The following is a 21,040-nucleotide window of genomic DNA, read 5'->3' on the forward strand; positions in this document are numbered from 1 at the left end:
GGTACGATGACACAGATCACCCTGAATGACGGAGGGCGGCAGGCGGCTGAGGCCGGACGCCGCTCTTCTCTGTTGAAGAACGTTCCGCTATGGCTTTCGGTGCTGCTCGTTACGCTATTATTCGTCGTCCCGGTCATCCGCCTGTTTTATATGAGCTTCGTGGAAGAGGGCGGGATGTCGCTTGTCCATTACCGCTCACTTCTCAATGAATCCGGCACGTGGACGATGTTTCTGAACACGCTGATCGTCACGGCGGGTTCGACGGGTCTTTCTCTGGCGCTCGGAGTGACGACAGCGTGGCTCGCCGCCTATACAGACATCAGGATGAAGAAGGTGCTGCAAGTGCTGATCTTGCTGCCATTCATCATTCCCAGCTATATCGTGACGATTGCCTGGACACAGCTGGCCTCGGACGTCCCGTTTGCGGACATCAACCTGTACAGCATGGGCGGCATCATTTTTGTCCTCGGAATTACCCACTATCCGCTTGTCCACCTGTTCACGGCGAATGTGCTCCGGCGCATCCCTAAGGAGCAGGAATGGGCGGCACGGGCGGGAGGGGGCGGCAGCCTCACTGTGCTGCGCCGCGTGACGCTTCCGCTTGCGCTGCCGGGTATTGTCGGCGGCGCGATGATCGCATTCTTGTCCAATCTCGATAACTTCGGCATTCCGGCATTTCTCGGTATCCCGGCGAACATTACCGTCTTGAGCACGGCGATCTACCAGGAAGTCATCGGCTTCGGCCCGGGGGCATTCTCGCGGGCGGCCGCGCTGTCGGTGATCCTGGCGATTGTCGCGCTTGCCGGCACTCTGCTCCAATGGCTGCTTCTGAGGAAATCGGCAACGGACGGGACGGCAGCTCCGGACACTGAGCCGAGGGTCCGCCTTGGAAAAAGGCGGCCGCTAGTAGAGGCCGCGCTCTGGCTGTTCGTGCTCGGAACCGGAATCGTGCCGCTCCTTTCCATGCTGAAGACGTCAGTCATCCGGGCATACGGCCTGCCGTTCATGCCGGAAAACCTGACGTTTGACCATTACCGGTATGTCCTGTTCGACTATGGTAAGTCGTTTGAAGCCATGGGCACGAGCCTGAAACTTGCGGTGGCTGCTTCCCTGATCTGTCTGGTCTTTGGAACGGCGATTGCGTATTTCAGAACACGCAGGCCGGGAGGGACCTTGCGCTATATCGAGCTTTCAGTGGGCTTGCCCTATGCGCTGCCGGGCATCGTGCTCGGCCTTGCAATGATTTTTGCCTGGATGGAGCCCTTACCCGGATGGAATCCGGGCATTTACGGCACCGCCGGGATCCTGTTGATCGCCTATGTCACACGCTTCATGGTGCTCCAGGTACGCGGCAGTATGACCGCGATGGCGCAGGTATCGCCTGACATGGAGGAAGCGGCCCGGATCTCGGGTGCAGGAGCGCTACAGAAGTGGCGAAAAATCCTGCTGCCGCTTTTGTCCGGCGGCATCCTGAGCGGAGCGCTGCTTGTCCTGCTCACTTCGCTTACAGAACTGACCGTCTCGTCACTTCTTTGGTCAAGCGGTTCCGAGACGATCGGCATCATCATCTTCAACTTTGAGCAGGCCGGCTACACGACCCATTCTACCGCCTACTCGGCCGTCGTCTTGGTTCTGATGGGAGCGATTGCCGGACTGGCTCATCTGCTGTTGCGTATCCGGAATAGGAGAGTGAATACACCATGAAAACAGAACTGGCCGGCATCTGGAAAACATTCGGGGAGACGGATGCACTGAAAGGCATCGACCTTGAGATCGGTGAAGGGGAGTTCGTCGCCATCGTCGGACCATCCGGATGCGGCAAGACAACACTCCTTCGGCTGATCGCGGGATTCGAGACGCCATCCGCGGGCGAGATCAAGATGGGCGGAAGTACGGTAGCGAACGCTGGCATCGCCGTACCTCCCGAAAAACGGGATCTTGGCATGGTGTTCCAGTCATTCGCACTCTGGCCGCATATGACTGTCAGCAAACAGGTCGCCTTCCCGCTCCGCCACCACCGGTTTATCGACCCAGCGCTGAAGAGGGAAACCGCCGGCAGGGTCCGGCAGATGCTCTCGATGGTCGGCCTTGCCCAATACGGCAGCCGCATGCCGTCAGAACTGTCAGGCGGCCAGAAACAACGTGTCGCCATTGCCCGTGCACTTGCGCCAAACCCATCACTTCTACTCATGGATGAGCCGCTCTCAAGCCTCGATGCCCGTCTCCGGCTTGAACTGCGGAATGAAATCCAGACGATCCACCGCCAGACAGGGACATCCATCGTCTATGTCACGCACGACCAGGATGAAGCACTCGCGATGGCTGACCGGATCATCGTCATGAACGGCGGCAAAATCGAGCAGGCAGGGACACCGGAAGAGATCTATTCCCGGCCTGAAACCCCATTTGTCGCGACATTCATCGGGAAGGCGAACCTGATACCGGGGGACTGGAAGGGCAGCCGCTTCCATCCGTTCGGAAGTCCGGAGCTCGCGTGGAACGTTCCGGATGTCGGACCGGCCTTCCGTGAAACCGGCCTATGCCCGCTTCGTCCTGAACAGCTGGCATTCGGCACCGGCGAAGGCATCCGCGGAACGGTTCGGAATGTGCTTTACCAGGGAAGGGAGATCCATTATTCGATTGACGTCGGAAAGCAGACGGTGGACCTGGTGACAGGCCTTGCCGGCCGGCTGAGTGTAGGCGACCCGGTCGTTCTGCAATACAGACTAACCCCGGCACATTCATCCCCGGCAAAGGCAGAAGTGGGATACTGGTGATCATGAGGGCTATCCCGTGTGAGCGGGAATAGCCTTTTTTTGTTTGCAAAAGGAATCCGGCAAAAAACTGTTTGAAATACCATAAACGGCGGGTGAATGGCAGGAATCCATCTGTGATATATAGAATAGTTTTAATTATCTAACAGATAAAAAGGAGAGAATGCCTATGTTCATGCCCCAAAAGGTCGTCGGGTACGGAAAGTCACAGCCCGATAAGGTGTATACCTCGTTCGAGGGAAGAGAGTGGACGTACGGGGAATTCCGGGAAAGGGCGGAACGGGTGGCTGCCTATTTCCAGCGGAAGGGCTATAAGCCGGGGGATGTGATTGCGCTGCTTGCGGGAAATTCGGACTCGTTTGTGGCCGCCTATTTCGGCGTTCAGCTCGGCGGGTTTACACTCATGCCGGTCAACACAAAACTGACGGCACGCGAAATCGGATATATCTTCGAGCATTCGGAGGCTAAGTCGCTGATCGTCGACGAGTCGCTGCGCAAAACAGCAGACGAAACGGGCGTATCTTTCCGGGAAGTCCTGGAGATTGGCGGCTCAGGGGAGTTCGATGCCATTCTCGAAGACGGATCGCTCATCCCTGAACCGGTGGAGCCGAAGGCCGACGATACAACTGTCATCATGTATACGTCCGGGACGACAGGAAAGCCGAAGGGCGTCATGCTGACGCACCGGAATCTCCTGGAGACGGCGGAGATCTGGGCAGAGGCGATGGACGTCACCTCTGCTGACCGGATGCAGATTACAACGCCGTTGTTCCACTGCGCAGCAAGTCATGTGTTCATGAACGCTGTGTCGGTCAGCGGCGGCTCACTGATCATCGAGACGGCGTTTTCGCCCGATAAGACAGTCAAGACACTGGAGGGAAGCCGGGCGACGATGTTCTTCGGTGTGCCGGCGATGTTCGCGATTCTTCTGAACCGCCCGGATATCGGTTCTCTCAATGTCCCGGATCTGCGGCTGTTCTGCTACGGCGCCGCGCCGATGCCATACGAGCTTGTGAAAAAGCTGAAGGAGATTTTCCCGGGCGTGAAGGTCCAGAACCTGTACGGCCAGACAGAAAATACACCGGCCGCGACGACGCTTAAAGACCATTACGCCCTCGATAAGATCGGCTCGGTCGGCGAGCCTCTTCCGAGAACGGAAGTGCGTGTCGTTGATGAAGAGGGGCGCACGCTCCCGCCGGGACAGGTGGGGGAGATTGTCGTCAAGGGTCCTCAGGTCATGAAAGGCTACCTGAAAAACGAAGAAGAAACCGCCCGTACGATCCGGGACGGCTGGATGTATTCGGGTGACCTTGGGCGCACCGATGAAGACGGCCTTCTTTATATCGTCGACCGCAAAAAGGACATGATCATCCGCGGCGGGGAGAACATCTATCCGCTCGAGGTGGAGGAAGTGCTGTTCCAGATTCCTGAAGTCCTTGAAGCCGCAGTCGTCGGTGTCCCGCATCCGGTTTACGGTGAGGTGCCAAAAGCGTTTGTGGTGGTTAAGGAAGGAAAGAAACTCGGCGAGGAACAGATTATCGAATACTGCGCCCAAAACCTCGCGAAATTCAAGCTCCCGACGGAAGTGGAGTTCCTGGATGTCCTTCCACGGAATGCTTCGGGCAAGGTTCTGAAACATACCCTGCGACCGAAACCGGAAGAAGCGAAGGCATAAGATGAGACACAACGAAAAGGACCGGCGTCTGCCGGTCCTTTTTAATCGGTATGGAATCGTATTTTGTCAACGTCTCAATAGGGTATAGCAACGTCTCAGCTTAGTATGTCAACGTCTCAATGGAGTATAGCAACGTCTCAGCTTTGTATATCAACGTTTCACTCCGATATAGCAACGTTTCACCAGTTCTCCACGTCTTGCCGCTCTCCCTTAAAGTTGTTTTTCTTGGAGTGGCGCTCATGCAGCACCTGCTCGACTTCATTGATGCTGACACCTTGCTCATGCAGCAGGACGAACAGGTGATAGAGCAGGTCGGCAGTTTCGTTTTTCAGCTCTTCTCGGTCGCGCTTCATCGCCGCAATGACGACTTCGAAGCTTTCCTCGCCGAACTTCTTGGCAATCTTGTCGAGCCCCTTGCCGAGCAAGTAGTTGGTATACGAGCCTTCGTCCGATTCCGCCTGGCGGTCACGGATCATGGCTTCGAGCGAAAGGAGCGGGGAAGCAGGTTCATCACCGAAGCAGCTTTTCGTTCCGGTGTGGCAAGTAGGGCCCACCGGTTCCACTTGGATCAGGAGGGTGTCTTCGTCGCAATCGAGCGTCATCGATTTGACACGCTGGATATGTCCGCTGGATTCACCCTTTTTCCAGAGACGTTCCTTGCTTCGGGAGTAGAACCAGACGACGCCATCTTCCAGCGTCTTCTGGTAGGCTTCCTCGTTCATGTAGCCGAGCATGAGGACGGTGTGGTCCGTCCAGTGCTGTAGCACTGCCGGGATGAGCCCCTTGGAAAAGTCAGGCTTCATTCGGCACACCTCCGGCCGTCAGGCGGACGGGAATGCCGGCATCCGATAGAAGGGATTTCACTTCGCCAACTGTCGTTTCTTCGTTGTGGAAGATGGATGCAGCAAGGCCTGCAGACACATCTGTTTCGCGGAACAGCTCGACAAAGTCATCGGCACTCCCGGCGCCGCCAGATGCAATGACCGGGACGGTGACGGCTTTTTCCACGGCTTTCAAGAGGGGGAGGTCGAAACCGTCTTTCGTTCCGTCGCCCTCCATACTAGTCAGGAGAATCTCTCCGGCACCGAGCTTTTCGCCTTCGGTGACCCAGTCGAGAACGCGGATGTCGGTCTTTTTCTTGCCTCCATGCGTAAAGCAGAACCAGTCCTGCGCTTCCTCGTCCCAGCCGGCATCAACCGACAGGCAGACGCACTGGCTGCCGAACCGTTCCGCCGCCTCGCGGATCAGTTCAGGACGGGCAAGTGCCGCGGAGTTGATGCTGACTTTGTCGGCGCCTGCCTTTAGCAGGCGCCCGATGTCGTCTGCCGTGCGGATGCCTCCGCCGATGGCGAGCGGGATAAACAGCACTTCCGCCGTGCGCTTGATGACATCGAGCATGAGGTCGTGGCCTTCGTCAGTTGCGGAGACATCGAGGAAGACGAGTTCGTCAGCGCCTGCCGCATTATAGCGGGCGGCCATTTCCACCGGGTCCCCAACGTCGCGGAGCCCCTTGAAGTTGATGCCCTTGACCACTCGGCCGTCTTTTACGTCGAGGCAGGGGATGATGCGTTTTTTGATCATGGTGACACTCCTTTCATCTGCATATTGGTACCTGTTTTATTGTTGAAGAGTCCGGTTTCGTCATTCACACAGTCAATTTCGTCATTCGGGCCCGCAGTTTCGTCATTCACGCGCCCAATCTCGTCATTCAGTTCGCCGAGCCTTCACCGGATACTCTCCCAAAACTCATCCGTATTTGCCGCTTTTCCGACAATCGCAGCAAAAACACCTTCCGCTTCAAGAGCGGCAAGGTCGCTGCCGTTCCGGACGCCGCCGGATGCGATGACCGGCCATTTCGAAGCCTTCGCCAATTTTCCGGTCATTTCCACGTTCGGTCCTTCCATGCGGCCGTCACGGGCGATATCGGTGTAAATGACGCCTCCAATTTCAGCTCCGTCCAGGCGTTCAAGCATTTCAAAAACGGTCGTCTCCGCGGTTTCAAGCCAGCCGTTCAAAGCAACTTTGTCGCCGCGGGCATCCAGTCCGAGCATGAGCTTGCCCGGGTATTTCCGGCTCATTTCAATCAGCCAGTCTGGCTCGGTCAAGCCTTTTGTGCCGATGATCAGATAGCCTGCACCCATGTCGAGGTATTCTTGGATCGTCTGTTCGGAGCGGATTCCGCCACCGATTTCGACAGGGATCTGCGTAGCCCTGATGATATCGCGGAACAGGTCCATCTCAGCGGGCTTTTTTTCTTTTGCTCCGATCAGGTCAACAGTGTGGATGCGCCCGACACGCGGCTGTTCGGAGTAAAAGGCCACCGCTTCAAGCGGGGTGCGGCCCATCGCCGCTTTTGTATCATAGTCGCCTTCAGTCAGGCGGACGTTCTGTGAATCGATAATGTCTATCGCCGGCCAAATCTCGATCATTCGGATGCCTCCTCTTTCTCTCTAAACCCTCCGGTTACGGCTTGCTGCAGCAATATGAGTCCCGCGTCCCCGCTTTTTTCGGGGTGGAACTGGATGCCGATCAGCTGTCCGCTTTGCACGAGCGCTGTGACAGTCTCGCCGCCGTAGTCGGCTGTCGCGACCGTGTGTGGCCCGGGTGCCGCTTTATAGGTGTGAATAAAGTACATGTCCTTGCCGTCCAGTTCAGGCCGGTCACTTGCTAGTGCGTTCCAGCCGAGGTGGGGGACCGGGAGGCGGGTTTCAATCCGAGTGATTGCACCGGGGATGAACCCGAGCCCGTCGACATCTCCTTCCTCGCTGTGTTCGAACAAAAGCTGCATGCCGAGGCAGATTCCGATGAAAGGCTTTTCTTCTTTGAGTTCGGTCAGCAACGGGATGAGCCCATCGGCTTCGAGCCGCTTCATCGCATCGGCAAAGTGGCCGACGCCCGGGAGGATGAGGACATCCGCCCTGCGGAGCACATCCGGATCCTTCGTCAGCTCCACCCGGTGGCCGAGGAATTCCAGTGCACGCCGGACGTTCGCGACATTGCCGAGGCCGTAGTCGACGATGGCGATGCGGCGTCCGTCCGTCAGTTCTGCAGCAGCTGTTTCACGAGTGTTCATGCAAGGAGCCCCTTCGTAGAAGCAAGCCGTCCGTCGCCCGGCTGCATCGCTTCGCGCAGCGCGCGTGCAAACGACTTAAAGAACGACTCGATCTCGTGGTGGGCGTTGCCGCCGCGGATCAGGTCCATGTGGACGGTGAGCCCCGCGTTCATGACGAGACCGCGGAAAAATTCTTCCGTCAGCTCGGTGTCGAAGGTGCCGACTTTTTCCCTGGAGATCTCCGCATTAAAACTCAGGTAAGGGCGTCCGCTGATATCGATGACGGTGCGGGTGAGCGTTTCGTCCATCGGGACATAGGAGGTGCCGTAGCGGCGGATGTCGGATTTGTCGCCCATCACCTCACGCAACAGCTTCCCGAGCACGATGCCCGTATCCTCTGTTGTGTGGTGATCGTCCACCTGGGTATCCCCGTTCACTTTCACGTCGATTTCCAGTCCGGAGTGGAAGGCGAACAGCGTCAGCATATGATCAAGGAATCCGACGCCCGTTTCGATTGAGGATTCGCCGGTTCCTTTTTTGAGTTCCATGCGGATTTCGGTTTCTTTGGTCTTGCGTTCATAACTTGCCATCAGTCGTCATTACCTCCGTTCAGGCGGGCTTCCATCGAAGCCGCGTGTGCATACAGTTCTTCGGCCCTGGCAATCGGGATTCCTGCATCGGCATAGCGGCGGTAGTCCCTCTGATCAACGCGGATGACCGCATTCGCCGTCAGGAAATCGTTTACGGACAGGCCCGATTGGAAGCGGGCGTTGCCTCCGGTCGGGAGCACGTGGCTTGGCCCGGCGGAATAGTCGCCGACCGCTTCCGGGGAATACCCGCCGACAAACAGGGCGCCGGCATTGGTCACGTCTTCCGCATAGCTTTCGGCATCTTCCGTTTGCACGGCTGCATGCTCCGGTGCGACGAAGTTCAGGAGTTCCACCGCTTCGTCACGGTTTTCTGCGAGAATCGCCCAGTGATTGTCTGCGAGGCTCTTTTTGATGATTTCGCTCCGTGGGGCCTCTTCGGCAAAATGGACAGCAAGCCGTCCGACTTCCTCAAGCTTGTCACGGTCCAGTGAGATCAGATAAGTGCGTGCCTGCTCATCGTGCTCTGCCTGTGCAAGCAAGTCGAGCGCTGCCCATTCGGCATTAGACGACCTGTCCACGACGATCGCAAGCTCGCTTGGACCTGCGACGGAATCAATGCCGACATCGCCGTAAACGAGCTTTTTCGCCATCGCGACGTACGCATTCCCAGGTCCGCATATCTTGTCGACCCGTTCGATTGTCTTCGTCCCGTAGGCGAGAGCGGCGATGCCCTGGACACCTCCGACCGTATAGACATGGTCGACGCCGCACAGATAACAGGCGGCAAGGGTTGCCGGGTTGCCCGGGGGCGGAGTGACAACGGTGATGCTCCGGACGCCCGCAACTTTCGCAGGGATTGCCGTCATGAGGACAGTCGACGGATAATTCGCCTTGCCGCCGGGCACGTAGATTCCGACTCGGCCGATCGGGTGGAATACGGGATAGAAGCCCTCGGGTTCGGCCGGCTGCCATTTGATCTTCGACTGATAGGCCTCAATGTTTTCCTTGGCGGCGATGAGGGCTTGCCGGAGCTCGTCAGAAATCGATTCATATGCCGTCTTTAGTTCTTCAGCCGAAATTTCCCGGACTTCCGAGCCTTCGCCGTCAAATTGCTTGGTGTAGCGGGCAAGCGCATCGTCACCGTTTTGCCGGACGTCCCGGATGATGTCCAGGACTCTGCCTGCGATGTCGTGGTTGTCCTCACCGGCAGGACGGTAGGATTGCATGAATTGTTGTGCGGTCTGCATTCAGTTCACCTTCAATTCGTTCATAAATGAGCGGATTTCCGCTGATTTCGTAAAAAACGCGTGTTTGTTCGCAATCAGCCGAGCACTGATCTCATCGAGGCGGACACGCTCCTGAAGGCCGTTCATCCGGAGCGTTTCGCCGGACTGGACGATATCGACGATCGCATCGGCCATGCCGATCACCGCCGCAAGCTCGACTGAGCCGTTCAGCTTGATGATTTTGACAGGCTTTTCGGACCGCTCAAAGACGGAACGGGAGTAGTTGACATATTTTGTGGCGATTGTCCGGTATTCGAGAAGCTCCTCCTTCGAAGCGATGGCGAAGTGGCAGTAGCCGAACGGCAGCTCCAGCAGCTCGTTCACGTCCGCGTCGTACTCGGCGAGGATGTCGCTCCCTGTGATGCCGAGATCCGCGATGCCTTCTTCGACATAGATCGGTACATCATCTCCCTTTACGAGGAGAAAGCGGATGCCGTTTGCCTCGACAAGCAGTTCGCGCTGGGCGGCTTTGAGTGCGCCGTGCCAGCGGGGATGGCCGTTTTCATCCAGATAGGCGAGAAAATCCTTTAGCTGGCGGCCTTTTGAGAGTGCAATCGTAATCATGGAATCATCCTTTGTCTATGCGTTTGTCGGGCAGGCTGCCCGTTTGCACTTGAGAGTTTAGATTGGCGCCAAAAGAGAAACCTTCCGGCCTGTCAATAGAAAATCCCCATTCCGAATGCTTCGGAGCGGGCAGTGTACTGTCCGCCTGAGGCGACCGGTGTCGTTCGGCCGGCGCCGTAAAGACGGACGAACACGCCGTCATAGTACGATTGCGACGGAAGGGCGGTGATGTCCGGATAGACGGCTTCGACACCGGCTTCACGTAGGGTTTCTTCCCATCCGGTCAGTTCTTCGAGCACCTGGCGGATTTCCGGGAATGTCGACCGCAGCTTATGGACTTGTGATTCAGGCTGGTCGCCGATCAGGTCAAGCAGCGGATGGTCACCGAGCAGCTGGCGCAATGCGGACGTGCTCCGCTGTGACAGCGCACGGCGGATTGCCGGGTCCGCAACCTTCTCTTCGCCCAGGATCGCCGGGAGAAGCGCGTAGTGGCTAATGACTGCGGTTTTCGGGCGGTCATCCATGCGCTCATCCATGAATCTGATCAGGAGTGAGAGCCCTTCCTGCTGGCGGGATGTGCTTTCCGAAAACACTTCCATGCCGAGTTGGCGGGTTTCTGTACCGGAGTGGAAAACCGGACCGGAGTAAACAGCCCGCTCAGCATCGATTTTGTATTTATGGAGATAGCGGACAATCGCGTTGGTCCAGTCGTGCCGCAGCGCGTGGACGGTGCCGTTCTGCACCCAGGATTCACGCTGGGGCATAAGCCGAAGGTCGTCTTCTGTCATTCCCGGCCAGTCGAACGTTTCCACGACGGGCAAGTCGATGATATCGAACCCGTTGCCGTGGAAGAATGACAGGAACTCGACTTCAAGCTGTTTCTGGCGGATCAGTGCGGGATTATAAATGAATGAAGTCATTTCTGTACACCTCTTCACTTCATTACTTTATCATGATAAAGTAGTAGATGAATGAAATAATAGCATAGAGAATTCAGAATTGCAATAGGAGGGATAAACATGACATTCATCGACGGGCATGTCCATACGCCGTACTGTCCGCATGGCACGGCTGCGCCTATGGAGGAGTATGTGAAGGCAGCGGAGCGGAAGGGGATTAAGGTACTCGTCTTCACCGAACATGCGCCGCTGCCTGACGGATTTACCGATCCGGTTCCCGAAAAAGACAGCGCAATGAAGCGTGAGGATGTCGCTGCTTATCTGGCAGAAGGCGCCCGGCTGCGAAAGGAATATGCAGGACGGGTTGATGTGCGCTGCGGCTTTGAGGTGGATTACATCGAAGGATTCGAGGAGGAGACCCTCCGCTTCCTCGAGGAATATCCGGAAGAGGCAGCCAACTCCATCCTGAGCGTCCACTTCGTGAAAACCGGCACCGGCTGGTTCTGCATCGACTACAGTGCCGACACTTTCGCGGAAAAAGCAGGCGAAGGCAGCGTTGAGAACCTGTATGAGGCTTACGGACAAGCAATGGAAAAGGCCGCCGGCATGCCGTTCGGTAAACTGAATCCTCCCGTGCTCGGCCACGTCAACCTGATCCATAAATTCCGAAAGCGTGTCCGGCCGGAGACGGATCCGATTAACTGGACGGGTATACTGGAAAAAGCGGCCGCAAACGGATACGTGCTCGACTTTAACCATGCGGGCCTCCGGAAGCCGGACTACGGGGAGACTTATCCGGAACCGTGGATGGTTGCAGAAGCGAAGCGTCTCGGACTGAAGCTGCAGACCGGTTCGGATGCCCATTCTCCGGAGGATGTGGGCAGGGGATACACGAGATGAAAAAAGCCGGAAGTCGGTATGACTTCCGGCTTTTCTTTAATTTGGCAGAATCTCCTCAAGTGCCCCGAACAGCTTGTCCATTTCATCATCGGTCCCGACGGTGATCCGCAGATAATCTTTGATCCGCGGCTTGCCGAAATGGCGGACGAGGATGTTGCGGGACTTCAGCTCGGAGTACAGCCGTCCGGCGTCAGCTTCCGGGTGCGTGCAGAACAGGAAATTCGCAGACGAAGGAAGGACGGTGAAGCCGAGCTCGGCAAGGCGCATCGCGGAGCTGCCGCGGGTGGCGATGATCTTCGCGGTCGTCTCCTCGAAGTATCCGGCATCCCGGAAAGCCGCCTCCGCGCCGGCCTGTGCGAGCCGGTCGGTCGTGTAGGAATTAAAGGAGTCCTTGATCCGGATCAGTCCTTCAATCAGTTCCTCGCTGCCGAGTGCATAGCCGACACGGAGGCCTGCCAGCGATCTCGATTTGGAGGTTGTCCGCACGACAAGCAGGTTGTCGTATTCCATGATCAGCGCTGCTGCCGACGGGCCGGCGAAATCGATGTACGCCTCATCGATAATGACGACGCGATCGGGATTGCCTTCAAGAATCCGGCGGATGCCGTCAAGCGGCTCATAGATGCCGGTCGGGGCGTTAGGGTTCGGCAGGATGACGCCTCCGTCGGCTCCCAAGAAGGCGTTCGTGTCCAGCGTGAAATCGTTCCGGAGGGGCACTTCTTCAAACGGCACACCGAACAGATTTGAATAGACCGGGTAGAAACTGTAGGTCACGTCAGGAAATCGGATCGTCTTTCCTGGATCAAAGAACGCCATGAAAGAAAACGCCAGGACTTCATCGGAACCGTTCGCCGTAAAGATGTTTTCCTGCCCGAGTCCTTCTGCATCGGCGATGGCCTGCCGGAGAGGATCAGCGGTCGGAGATGGATAAAGGCGGAGTCCTTCAGCCGCACTGCGAATTGCTTCCGTCACTCCCGGTGCCGGCGGGTACGGGTTCTCGTTTGTATTCAGCTTGATGATCTCCGCACGGTTCAACTGTTCGCCCGGGACGTAGGGTTCTGTCCGCCGCGCCATTTCACTCCAAAATCTGCTCATGCCGATCGCTCCTCATGCTTTAATGATTTATCACGTTAAAGTTAACGGAATAATCAGGTGTTGTCAACGGTATTCCAGGGTATAGGGTAGTTTAGTGAAAGGGGGATGCCTGAAAATGAAGAAGAACCTGTTCCTCATCGGTGCCGCCGCCATGTTCCTCTCCGGATGTGGCGGACAGCAGAACCCGGAAGAAGCATTGCCGGATGTCCCTGAGGAGGTGGAAGCAGACGGGGACGTCCAAAGTCTGGCGCAAGAATCGGAAGAAATGAGTGAAAACGAATCCGGTGAACACAAAATCCATGCACAGGAAGTAGACCATGCCCAGCCAGTCAGTGATCCGTCAAATTATGAGGAATTGACGCACGCGAAAGAACATTTCACGCCGGAAGATTATGAGATCCGCGTCGCCAATGACAACCCCGGTAATCGGGTGCTGCTCTTCATGGACGGAGATGAACCGGTCTTCAAGACGGTGCTGATCAAGAACCAGGGCCTCTTAAAAATCATTTCCTCCGATAAAGGGCTCATAGGACAGACCAAGATTTGACGAGATGCCGGTCTTGCTCATATACAAATGAGGCTGTCCAATAAGTCATTAATACGATAAAAACAGCAAACGGCACGGACTCTGGTCGCTTACCGCGGGCCGGCGCCGAGCCCCGCGTAAAGCGGGTCTCGACAGCCCGGCTTTTCCCGCAGGACAGAAAAACCTCCTCGAATCCGCCTCGCACGAAGGAAATGCGAAGCATTTTCGAGGAGTCTCCCGGCGTCCGTGCCGTTTGCTATATCATGTGCTGAATCCGACTTTTCGGACAGCCCCATTTTTTATTTGATGCTTCGATAAAGGCCGGTGAGCTCTCGCTTAACATTCAAAGGGATTGCTATAAATTCGGCCATGCCGCCTTTCATTCCAGTAATGGAGTCATTGGACAACTCAAGCAGTCCCTTTACTTTTATCCGCACTATACAGCTTTATGATCAGACAGTTAATGTCTTGTCCGAAGTTAGTGTAAATTTAATTCTTTTGTCCTCTTGTTATTTTTAGGAACAAAGGATACATTATTGCCATACTCTAATTCTGAGTAAAACAATCAGAAAAGGGGGTTTAAGGATGGCGTCTGAGTTCAACAAGCTATTTGATGACTGGTCCAAAACCTATGATGATACAGTGGCCGGTACTGACCCGGAGTACCGGGCGGTGTTCGCCCATTATGAAGATATTCTGCAATCCGTTGCAGACAGAGCTGATGGATTGATCCTGGAATTCGGGGTGGGCACCGGAAACCTGACCGAGCGGATCCTCAGTCAGGGAAAAGAACTGATTGGCTACGAGCCATCGGTGGAAATGCGGAAAATCGCCAAACAGAAACTGCCCGGACTACACCTTTTCGAAGGTGACTTTCTGGAATTCCCAATACCGGACCGGGCACCGGACACGGTCGTGAGCACCTACGCATTCCATCACCTGACTGACGAAGACAAGAAAACTGCAATTACCCGCTTTCACGAACTGCTCAGCCCCAGAGGAAAGATCATCTTCGCGGATACGGTTTTTGCTAATCAGGAAGCGAAAGAAAAGATGATCCGGGATTCCCTGGACAAAAATTACGGCCGTCTGGCCCAGGATCTGCAGACCGAGTATTACACGACAATCCCGGTCCTTACTGAAATCTTCGGGGAAGTGGGCTTTGAGTCCGCATTCATCCGGAAAAATGACTTTGTCTGGCTGATTGAAGCTGTCAAGAAAGGCTGAACGAGTGCCGGAACTGTACAACATCGGAGAAGCATCCGAAGAAGGAAGGATCCAAATGAACGTTGCACGAAATGTCCATGAACTCATCGGCCGTACCCCCGTTGTGGAACTTACATCATTCCCGCTGCCGGACGGGGTGAGGCTGTTTGCAAAGCTTGAATACATGAACCCCGGCGGAAGTGTCAAAGACCGTCTTGGCCAATACCTTCTAAAGCGGGCTTTCCTGGAAGGGAAGCTTGAAAAGGGCGGAACCATCATTGAGCCGACAGCAGGGAACACGGGAATCGGACTTGCAATTGCGGCGATCCGGTACGGGGTCCGCGCCATTTTCGTGGTCCCTGAGAAATTCAGCATTGAAAAACAGACGCTCATGCGGGCGCTTGGAGCAGAAGTGGTCAATACACCTACCCAACTCGGAATGGAAGGCGCCATTGCCAAGACCGAAGAACTGCTTGAGAAGATTCCCGGTTCCTATTATCCGGGCCAGTTCCGGAATGCTTCCAATCCCGACACGTACTACGAAAGCCTCGGACCGGAACTGGCGGAAGAATTGGACGGGAAGATCGATGTCTTCGTTGCAGGAGCAGGCTCCGGCGGGACGTTCACCGGCACGTCCAAGTACCTGAAGGATCATCTGAAAAACGTGAAGTGCGTCATCGTCGAACCGGAAGGCTCCATCCTCAACGGCGGTCCATCTCATTCCCACCGTACTGAAGGGATCGGGATGGATTTCCTCCCGCCGTTTATCGACAGGCGTCTGTTTGATGGCATCCATACCATTTCCGACGAAGAGGCATTTGAACGGCTGAGGGAAGCCGCAAAAAAAGAGGGACTGCTTGTCGGCAGTTCTTCAGGGGCCGCGCTTGCCGCAAGCCTGAGAGAGGCGGCAACGGCCCTGCCCGGAACAAATATCGTCACAATTTTTCCCGACAGCAGTGAGCGCTATATCAGCAGCGGAATCTATGATGAGGTGATGAAAAATGAGGAAGAAAACGCAGTTAATTCACGGAGGGGTTAGCCGGGATCCTTATACGGGGGCGGTCTCAATCCCGATTTACCAGGCCAGCACATACAAGCAGGACGGTGTCGGCAACTTTAAATATGAATATGCCCGTACAGGCAACCCGACCCGGGAAGCGCTCGAAAAGCTGATCGCTGACCTGGAGGGCGGAGCCCGCGGGTTCGCTTTTGCATCCGGCATGGCCGCCATCACAGCGACCGTCCAGCTGTTCAGGGCAGGGGACCATCTGCTGGTGACGGATGATGTGTACGGCGGGACATTCCGCGTGATGGATAAGATCTTCAGCCGGTTCGGGGTTGACGTTTCGTTCGTCGATACAAGCGATCCGGAAGCGGTCAGAAAGGCCGTCCGTCCGGAAACGAAGGCGATCTTTATCGAGACACCGACGAACCCGCTCCTGAAGATCACGGACCTTGAGGCAATTTCCATAATCGCAAAAGAAAACGGGCTGAAGCTGATTGTCGACAATACATTCAGCACCCCGTATTGGCAAAATCCGATCGCCCACGGCGCAGACGTCGTCCTCCACAGCGCCACCAAGTACCTGGGCGGGCACAGTGACGTTGTAGCGGGGCTGGTCGTCACGAAAGATGAGCAGCTGGGCGAAGAGCTTCATTTTGTCCAGAACTCCACCGGGGGCGTGTTGGCTCCCAATGATAGCTGGCTGCTGATCAGGGGCATCAAGACGCTCGGCATCCGGATGGAGGAGATCGAGAAGAATACCGAGGAAGTTGTCCGTTTCCTCACTGGCCACGATGCAGTCGGGAAGGTCTATTATCCGGGACTGGCGGACCATCCGGGCCATGACGTGCACCAGAGGCAGGCAGGCGGATTCGGCGGAATGATCTCCTTCACAGTGGAGAGTCAGGAAAAGGCTCTATCCTTGCTGGAGAAAGTCCGCTACTTCACACTCGCGGAAAGCCTGGGAGCTGTTGAAAGCCTGATTTCGATTCCTTCACTTATGACCCATGCGTCCATCCCGAAAGAGCGGCGCCATGAACTGGGGATCGAGGACGGCCTCGTCCGCATCTCGGTCGGCCTGGAAGATCCTCTGGACTTGGTGGAAGATCTGGAACAGGCGCTTGCCGCAAACGAAATCCATGTCTGAGTGATCAAATAAGCGGAGACCGTCCCCGGGGCGGTCTCCGTTTTTGTATGTCGGGACTGCCGACCGGCAGGAAACGTAGTGGTATACTGGAACTATTCAATTCCGCAGATAAAGGGGAAAAGACAACATGATTGCAACCGACTTTGATCAGATCCGTTCAGATTTTGAAACGAGCGAGTTTTTCCGGCACCTTGGACTCCGGATCACCCGGCTCGATGAGGAAGATGTCGAGCTGTACCTTCCGTATAAACAGGAGCTGGACAATGTCCAGAGCACCGTGCATGGCGGCGTTTATATGAGTGTCCTCGACACGATGATGGGATTGAAAATCCGTCAGCTGGGCTTCGAGGCACCGGTGACGATCCAGATGCAGACACAGTTCCTGAAGCCGCTCATCGGAGAATCCATGACTGCGCGTGCCGCACTCATCAACCAAAACAGGAGTACTGTCCTGATAGAGGGCAAACTGTTTAACCAGGCAGGGGAACTGATCGGCTATTCGACTGCCACATTCAAAGTATCCAATACAAGGAAGTGATTGTGCATGAAGACAATATTGCTGACTGGCTTTGAACCGTTTCTGGACTATCCCGTGAACCCGACGATGCGGATCGCGGAAGAGCTGGACGGGACGAGCATCGGGGACTATCAGGTTTGTACGCGGATCCTGCCTGTCGACTTCGGCAAGGCGTCCGCCAGACTCATCGGGCTGATCCGGGAAGTGGAACCGGACGTCACGGTTTCTCTTGGTCTGGCTGCCGGCCGGTTTAAAATCACACCTGAACGGATCGCAATCAACGTGAAGGACGGAGCTGCCGACAATGAAGGGCATCGCCCGGTCGATGATCCGATTGATGAAGAGGCGCCTGACGCCTACTTCTCGACGCTTCCCGTACGGGGAATGGTCGACGCCCTGCTGGAAGCCGGCCTGCCGGCAGAAATCTCCAATACAGCCGGCACATATCTGTGCAACAATGTCATGTATGCAGGCCTTCACTATGCCAAGACAGAAAACCCGGAAATGAAATCCGGCTTCATCCATATTCCTGCATCGCATGATCTGGCTATCCGTCATGGGAAAATTCCCAGCTGGAGCCATGAGGACCTGCTTGGGGGAGTCAGGATCTGCCTGGAGACCATCGCAGGGGAATCCAAGGGTTAATGAGGCCTGCAGCCGTATCTTTCTTCATCTTGAATGGCTTTCAGGAACAGTGATACAGATGACCTCCGACCTGACTGTGGAAGACTTGGATTTCCGCCCGGATCCGCAAAAGCGCTCGCTCGGTGAACTGCTTTCGCATATCGCCCTCATCTGCGAAGCCGATGCCCGGATATCGGATGAAGCATCGGAAAAGGAGATGGCGGACTACTATCAATCGGCGGAAGTGAATTCGCCTGAAGAGGTCCGCAGCGCACTGCGGAACAACCTGAAAGGTCTTAAACAGCGGTACAGCGGATATACCGAGACGGATTTGAATGTGACCACTACAAGCTGGTGGGGCACGACGGATACCCGGCTCGGCTGGCTTGTCCAAATCCTCACGCACATGGCGCACCATCGGGGACAGTTGCATTCAATGCTTGTCAGGATGGGGAAGGACCCTGAAATCCAATTGTTTGAATAGCAAAAAGCGGCGTTCTCCATCTCAGGAGAATACCGCTTTTTTGTTAAGAAGACGCTTGGAGAAGTCTCCGGCGTTACATGTTCCTATTGTTGAACCAGACGCACCAGCAGATGGGCGAGGGTGTGTTGCTGTTCCTTATCGGCCACTTTCCAAAGCTGCTGGAGCAAGTGTTCTTCGCGGTTTCGCGGCTCTTCATGTTTCATGAGGTAATTGGCCACCCATTCCGCACCTTTTGCGAGCTGCTCCTCGCTCAAGCCCATCTTTTCACCTTTATCCACTTTATGAGAGAGGAATTGCTTGAAGCGGTTGAAGTTATCGAGGATTTGGTCTTTTTCCTCATTATTATAGTCCTGCATTTCGTTTTCGATCCGATCTTTGAATTGATCCATACCCGGGCTCCTTTCAATTTTCCTATATTCAGTATTTCCTTTGTATCCTGCGCCAAAACCGAAAAGGAGTAAACTCCATGCAGAGTGGAGTTGTTCGAAGGGCATGGGTCCAAATCCATGGGTCTGTCGGAACAGGCATACCTAATAGATGGGGTAATGCGATTTTTTTTCGGCAAGAAAGGTGGTTCTTTTTATTAAGCGGCCATGACCAAATGATCATTTTTAACAGAAAGTAAAAAACCTTTTGAATACTTTACCTCTCTATTCTACAATGAACCTATTATTCGGACTGATTAAGGAGGTCATCTTTTTGAAAGTTGGAAGCGTTTACACCGGCGAGCGTGGCATTTCGGATGCAGAAGCAAACACGGCGCCGAAACGTCAGGCTCAGACGGATTTTGTCCGTGTCACGGAAAGCAGCAGATTCAGGGAACTGATAAAGAAGAAGAAAAAGTTCATTGTACCGCTCACGATCTTTTTCATGGTGTTTTATTTCATGTTGCCGATCCTGACGTCTTACTCGAATGTCCTGGAGAGGCCGGCTATTGGTGATATTTCCTGGGCGTGGATTTATGCAGGCGCACAGTTCATCATGACTTGGGTTCTTTGCACGGTTTACGTCAGGAGATTCCTGAAGTTCGACAAGGAAGCGGATGAAATTATCGAAACAGAGATCAAGGGGGGATAAGCTTGAGCACAACAGTCATAGTCCTGTTTTTATCTATTGTACTTCTCACATTGTTCATCACGTGGTGGGCTGCCAAGCGCACGACCACCGCGGGCGAGTTCTACACGGCCGGCGGGGGACTCACCGGCTGGCAAAACGGCCTTGCCATCGCAGGGGACTACTTGTCTGCCGCCTCATTCCTCGGTATTGCCGGGATGATCGCACTTTTTGGGTTTGACGGATTCTTCTACTCCATCGGATTCCTGATTGCCTATCTTGTCGTGATGTTCCTCGTGGCCGAACCGCTCCGGAACCTCGGTAAGTATACGCTTGCGGATATGATCAATTCCCGCTTCGACGCGAAAAAGGTCCGCGCGGCGGCTGCGTTCAGCACGATCACCATCGTCATCTTCTATATGATTGCACAGCTTGTCGGCGCAGGTGCATTGATCCAGCTTTTGTTCGGAATTCCTTATTGGATAGCGGTCCTCATTGTCGGTGTCATGATGACCATCTATGTCCTGTTCGGCGGTATGACGGCGACGAGCTGGGTGCAGATCGTCAAGGCAGTCCTGCTCATGCTCGGTACCGTTGTCATTGCGGTGCTGGTGTTTGCCCGCTTTGACTTCAGCGTCATGACAATGTTCAGCGAGGTTAAGACAGCAACCGCGCACGGTGAAGCATTCCTGCAGCCGGGACTCAAGTATACAGTTCCGCTTGATACGATATCCCTTATGCTCGCGCTCGTTCTCGGTACTGCCGGCCTGCCGCATATTCTGATGCGTTTCTTCACGGTCAAGGATGCCAAGACGGCACGCAGTTCTGTTGTTACGGCGACTTGGATTGTCGGGATCTTCTATATCCTGACTATCTTCCTCGGATTCGGGGCAGCTGCATTTGTCGGGCATGAGGCCATCGTGGCGGCGAACCCGGCCGGAAACATGGCCGCTCCGCTGCTTGCGGAAGCGCTTGGCGGTGATCTGCTCATGTCCTTCGTCTCGGCAGTAGCATTTGCTACAATCCTGGCGGTGGTGGCGGGACTGGTCTTGACCGGTGCCTCGGCATTTGCACATGACATCTACGGTCAGATCATCAAGAAGGGCCAAGCAACCCAGCAACAGGAAATGAAGGCTGCCCGCCAGGCTTCCCTCTGGGTATCGGTCTTCTCGATTCTCCTGGCGCTCGGCGCTCAGTCACTGAACGTTGCGTTCCTGGTTTCGCTCGCTTTCTGTGTGGCGGCAAGCGCGAACCTGCCGGTCATCCTGTATACAATCTATTGGAAACGCTTCAATACGACAGGCGCCATCACGGCGATGCTTTTCGGTCTGATTTCGGCGCTTGTCCTGGTTGCAGTAAGCCCGAACGTCCTGTCGCCGGAAGCAGGTGCTGCGATGTTTGTTGGCGAACCGCTCTTCCCGCTCACGAACCCTGCTATCGTATCAGTGCCGCTCGGATTCCTCGGTGGCTGGCTTGGCACGATTCTCTCGAAAGAGTCGGACGCCCGGCGTTTTGCAGAGGTATCGGTACGCGCCAATACCGGATATCGTGAATGAACTTGAACGAAAAAACCGCTCCTGCCGGTATTTCCGGCGGGAGCGGTTTTTCTATGCATTTGTGAATCCGGGGAGCAGCGGTGCGGCCG

General features: G+C 55.4%; 23 protein-coding genes. 13 read left to right on the forward strand and 10 right to left on the reverse strand.

From position 1 onward, the window contains the following. The first annotated feature begins 6 nt into the window (after positions 1–6). From AC6CHQ_RS00100 to AC6CHQ_RS00110, 3 genes are all read left to right on the forward strand, one after another. Complete coding sequence (locus tag AC6CHQ_RS00100) at positions 7–1,704, forward strand: ABC transporter permease (protein ID WP_498080488.1); 1,698 nt, start codon at positions 7–9, stop codon at positions 1,702–1,704. Further along, complete coding sequence (locus AC6CHQ_RS00105) at positions 1,701–2,777, forward strand: ABC transporter ATP-binding protein (protein WP_498080489.1); 1,077 nt, start codon at positions 1,701–1,703, stop codon at positions 2,775–2,777. Before AC6CHQ_RS00100 ends, AC6CHQ_RS00105 begins: the two co-directional genes overlap by 4 nt. Before the next feature lie 166 nt (positions 2,778–2,943). Continuing rightward, entirely contained in the window at positions 2,944–4,449 is a 1,506-nt protein-coding gene (locus AC6CHQ_RS00110) for a class I adenylate-forming enzyme family protein (RefSeq protein ID WP_498080490.1), read from the forward strand. Between the two features lie 179 nt (positions 4,450–4,628). Here AC6CHQ_RS00110 and hisIE read toward each other — a convergent pair whose 3' ends face one another. The 8 genes from hisIE to AC6CHQ_RS00150 all read right to left on the reverse strand — a co-directional run bounded on the left by hisIE (position 4,629) and on the right by AC6CHQ_RS00150 (position 10,861). Next, complete coding sequence (gene hisIE, locus AC6CHQ_RS00115) at positions 4,629–5,252, reverse strand: bifunctional phosphoribosyl-AMP cyclohydrolase/phosphoribosyl-ATP diphosphatase HisIE (RefSeq protein WP_251238860.1); 624 nt, start codon at positions 5,250–5,252, stop codon at positions 4,629–4,631. Next, complete coding sequence (gene hisF / locus AC6CHQ_RS00120; RefSeq protein WP_251238861.1) at positions 5,242–6,030, reverse strand: imidazole glycerol phosphate synthase subunit HisF; 789 nt, start codon at positions 6,028–6,030, stop codon at positions 5,242–5,244. Before hisF ends, hisIE begins: the two co-directional genes overlap by 11 nt. A 143-nt stretch (positions 6,031–6,173) precedes the next feature. Next, entirely contained in the window at positions 6,174–6,878 is a 705-nt protein-coding gene (locus tag AC6CHQ_RS00125; RefSeq protein ID WP_498080491.1) for a HisA/HisF-related TIM barrel protein, read from the reverse strand. Then, positions 6,875–7,522 (reverse strand): imidazole glycerol phosphate synthase subunit HisH, encoded by a 648-nt coding sequence (gene hisH / locus AC6CHQ_RS00130; RefSeq protein WP_251238863.1) that lies wholly within the window; start codon positions 7,520–7,522, stop codon positions 6,875–6,877. The genes AC6CHQ_RS00125 and hisH overlap by 4 nt, the downstream gene beginning before the upstream one ends. After that, complete coding sequence (hisB, locus tag AC6CHQ_RS00135) at positions 7,519–8,091, reverse strand: imidazoleglycerol-phosphate dehydratase HisB (protein WP_498080492.1); 573 nt, start codon at positions 8,089–8,091, stop codon at positions 7,519–7,521. The genes hisH and hisB overlap by 4 nt, the downstream gene beginning before the upstream one ends. Continuing rightward, a complete protein-coding gene (gene hisD / locus AC6CHQ_RS00140) occupies positions 8,091–9,338 on the reverse strand; it encodes a histidinol dehydrogenase (protein WP_498080493.1) in 1,248 nt (415 codons plus the stop codon). Before hisD ends, hisB begins: the two co-directional genes overlap by 1 nt. Then, positions 9,339–9,941: an ATP phosphoribosyltransferase gene (gene hisG, locus AC6CHQ_RS00145; protein ID WP_498080494.1), complete on the reverse strand. Its 603-nt coding sequence runs from the start codon at positions 9,939–9,941 to the stop codon at positions 9,339–9,341. A gap of 92 nt (positions 9,942–10,033) precedes the next feature. After that, on the reverse strand, positions 10,034–10,861 hold the full coding sequence (locus AC6CHQ_RS00150; protein ID WP_498080495.1) for an ATP phosphoribosyltransferase regulatory subunit: 828 nt from the start codon (positions 10,859–10,861) through the stop codon (positions 10,034–10,036). A 99-nt stretch (positions 10,862–10,960) separates the two neighbouring features. Here AC6CHQ_RS00150 and hisJ point away from each other — a divergent pair, with 99 nt between their 5' ends. Then, a complete protein-coding gene (gene hisJ, locus AC6CHQ_RS00155) occupies positions 10,961–11,740 on the forward strand; it encodes a histidinol-phosphatase HisJ (protein ID WP_498080496.1) in 780 nt (259 codons plus the stop codon). Between the two features lie 36 nt (positions 11,741–11,776). Here hisJ and hisC read toward each other — a convergent pair whose 3' ends face one another. Continuing rightward, a complete protein-coding gene (hisC, locus tag AC6CHQ_RS00160) occupies positions 11,777–12,835 on the reverse strand; it encodes a histidinol-phosphate transaminase (RefSeq protein WP_498080497.1) in 1,059 nt (352 codons plus the stop codon). 115 nt (positions 12,836–12,950) lie between these two features. Here hisC and AC6CHQ_RS00165 point away from each other — a divergent pair, with 115 nt between their 5' ends. From AC6CHQ_RS00165 to AC6CHQ_RS00195, 7 genes are all read left to right on the forward strand, one after another. Continuing rightward, a complete protein-coding gene (locus AC6CHQ_RS00165; RefSeq protein WP_092049518.1) occupies positions 12,951–13,382 on the forward strand; it encodes a hypothetical protein in 432 nt (143 codons plus the stop codon). 564 nt (positions 13,383–13,946) lie between these two features. Continuing rightward, a complete protein-coding gene (locus tag AC6CHQ_RS00170) occupies positions 13,947–14,588 on the forward strand; it encodes a class I SAM-dependent DNA methyltransferase (protein ID WP_251238870.1) in 642 nt (213 codons plus the stop codon). 55 nt (positions 14,589–14,643) lie between these two features. Further along, positions 14,644–15,606 carry a PLP-dependent cysteine synthase family protein gene (locus AC6CHQ_RS00175; protein WP_251238871.1) on the forward strand — a complete coding sequence of 321 codons (963 nt, stop codon included), beginning with the start codon at positions 14,644–14,646 and terminating at the stop codon, positions 15,604–15,606. Continuing rightward, the gene (locus AC6CHQ_RS00180) at positions 15,569–16,717 is read left to right on the forward strand and encodes a bifunctional cystathionine gamma-lyase/homocysteine desulfhydrase (RefSeq protein ID WP_498080498.1); all 1,149 of its coding nucleotides are present in this window, start codon (positions 15,569–15,571) and stop codon (positions 16,715–16,717) included. The genes AC6CHQ_RS00175 and AC6CHQ_RS00180 overlap by 38 nt, the downstream gene beginning before the upstream one ends. 127 nt (positions 16,718–16,844) lie before the next feature. After that, positions 16,845–17,255, forward strand: a complete 411-nt coding sequence (locus AC6CHQ_RS00185; RefSeq protein WP_251238873.1) for a PaaI family thioesterase — start codon at positions 16,845–16,847, stop codon at positions 17,253–17,255. 6 nt (positions 17,256–17,261) lie between these two features. Continuing rightward, complete coding sequence (pcp, locus tag AC6CHQ_RS00190; RefSeq protein ID WP_251238874.1) at positions 17,262–17,879, forward strand: pyroglutamyl-peptidase I; 618 nt, start codon at positions 17,262–17,264, stop codon at positions 17,877–17,879. Continuing rightward, positions 17,815–18,342, forward strand: a complete 528-nt coding sequence (locus AC6CHQ_RS00195; RefSeq protein ID WP_285858751.1) for a DinB family protein — start codon at positions 17,815–17,817, stop codon at positions 18,340–18,342. Before pcp ends, AC6CHQ_RS00195 begins: the two co-directional genes overlap by 65 nt. A gap of 83 nt (positions 18,343–18,425) precedes the next feature. On the opposite strand, the gene AC6CHQ_RS00200 is transcribed toward AC6CHQ_RS00195, so the two are convergent. After that, positions 18,426–18,731, reverse strand: coding sequence for a DUF3243 domain-containing protein (locus AC6CHQ_RS00200; protein ID WP_092049500.1), 306 nt, complete (start codon positions 18,729–18,731; stop codon positions 18,426–18,428). Between the two features lie 310 nt (positions 18,732–19,041). Here AC6CHQ_RS00200 and AC6CHQ_RS00205 point away from each other — a divergent pair, with 310 nt between their 5' ends. Together AC6CHQ_RS00205 and AC6CHQ_RS00210 are read left to right on the forward strand one after the other, a co-directional pair. Continuing rightward, on the forward strand, positions 19,042–19,419 hold the full coding sequence (locus AC6CHQ_RS00205) for a DUF485 domain-containing protein (RefSeq protein ID WP_498080499.1): 378 nt from the start codon (positions 19,042–19,044) through the stop codon (positions 19,417–19,419). A gap of 2 nt (positions 19,420–19,421) precedes the next feature. Next, positions 19,422–20,951 carry a solute symporter family protein gene (locus tag AC6CHQ_RS00210; protein ID WP_092049497.1) on the forward strand — a complete coding sequence of 510 codons (1,530 nt, stop codon included), beginning with the start codon at positions 19,422–19,424 and terminating at the stop codon, positions 20,949–20,951. Positions 20,952–21,040 lie beyond the last annotated feature (89 nt).

This window comes from Bhargavaea sp. GQ12 (genome assembly GCF_059758705.1).

Coding starts and splice junctions, on each gene's coding strand:
- AC6CHQ_RS00100 (WP_498080488.1), top strand. CDS start 7: ATGACACAGATCACCCTGAATGACGGAGGGCGGCAGGCGGCTGAGGCC.
- AC6CHQ_RS00105 (WP_498080489.1), top strand. CDS start 1,701: ATGAAAACAGAACTGGCCGGCATCTGGAAAACATTCGGGGAGACGGAT.
- AC6CHQ_RS00110 (WP_498080490.1), top strand. CDS start 2,944: ATGTTCATGCCCCAAAAGGTCGTCGGGTACGGAAAGTCACAGCCCGAT.
- hisIE (WP_251238860.1), bottom strand. CDS start 5,252: ATGAAGCCTGACTTTTCCAAGGGGCTCATCCCGGCAGTGCTACAGCAC.
- hisF (WP_251238861.1), bottom strand. CDS start 6,030: ATGATCAAAAAACGCATCATCCCCTGCCTCGACGTAAAAGACGGCCGA.
- AC6CHQ_RS00125 (WP_498080491.1), bottom strand. CDS start 6,878: ATGATCGAGATTTGGCCGGCGATAGACATTATCGATTCACAGAACGTC.
- hisH (WP_251238863.1), bottom strand. CDS start 7,522: ATGAACACTCGTGAAACAGCTGCTGCAGAACTGACGGACGGACGCCGC.
- hisB (WP_498080492.1), bottom strand. CDS start 8,091: ATGGCAAGTTATGAACGCAAGACCAAAGAAACCGAAATCCGCATGGAA.
- hisD (WP_498080493.1), bottom strand. CDS start 9,338: ATGCAGACCGCACAACAATTCATGCAATCCTACCGTCCTGCCGGTGAG.
- hisG (WP_498080494.1), bottom strand. CDS start 9,941: ATGATTACGATTGCACTCTCAAAAGGCCGCCAGCTAAAGGATTTTCTC.
- AC6CHQ_RS00150 (WP_498080495.1), bottom strand. CDS start 10,861: ATGACTTCATTCATTTATAATCCCGCACTGATCCGCCAGAAACAGCTT.
- hisJ (WP_498080496.1), top strand. CDS start 10,961: ATGACATTCATCGACGGGCATGTCCATACGCCGTACTGTCCGCATGGC.
- hisC (WP_498080497.1), bottom strand. CDS start 12,835: ATGAGCAGATTTTGGAGTGAAATGGCGCGGCGGACAGAACCCTACGTC.
- AC6CHQ_RS00165 (WP_092049518.1), top strand. CDS start 12,951: ATGAAGAAGAACCTGTTCCTCATCGGTGCCGCCGCCATGTTCCTCTCC.
- AC6CHQ_RS00170 (WP_251238870.1), top strand. CDS start 13,947: ATGGCGTCTGAGTTCAACAAGCTATTTGATGACTGGTCCAAAACCTAT.
- AC6CHQ_RS00175 (WP_251238871.1), top strand. CDS start 14,644: ATGAACGTTGCACGAAATGTCCATGAACTCATCGGCCGTACCCCCGTT.
- AC6CHQ_RS00180 (WP_498080498.1), top strand. CDS start 15,569: ATGAGGAAGAAAACGCAGTTAATTCACGGAGGGGTTAGCCGGGATCCT.
- AC6CHQ_RS00185 (WP_251238873.1), top strand. CDS start 16,845: ATGATTGCAACCGACTTTGATCAGATCCGTTCAGATTTTGAAACGAGC.
- pcp (WP_251238874.1), top strand. CDS start 17,262: ATGAAGACAATATTGCTGACTGGCTTTGAACCGTTTCTGGACTATCCC.
- AC6CHQ_RS00195 (WP_285858751.1), top strand. CDS start 17,815: ATGAGGACCTGCTTGGGGGAGTCAGGATCTGCCTGGAGACCATCGCAG.
- AC6CHQ_RS00200 (WP_092049500.1), bottom strand. CDS start 18,731: ATGGATCAATTCAAAGATCGGATCGAAAACGAAATGCAGGACTATAAT.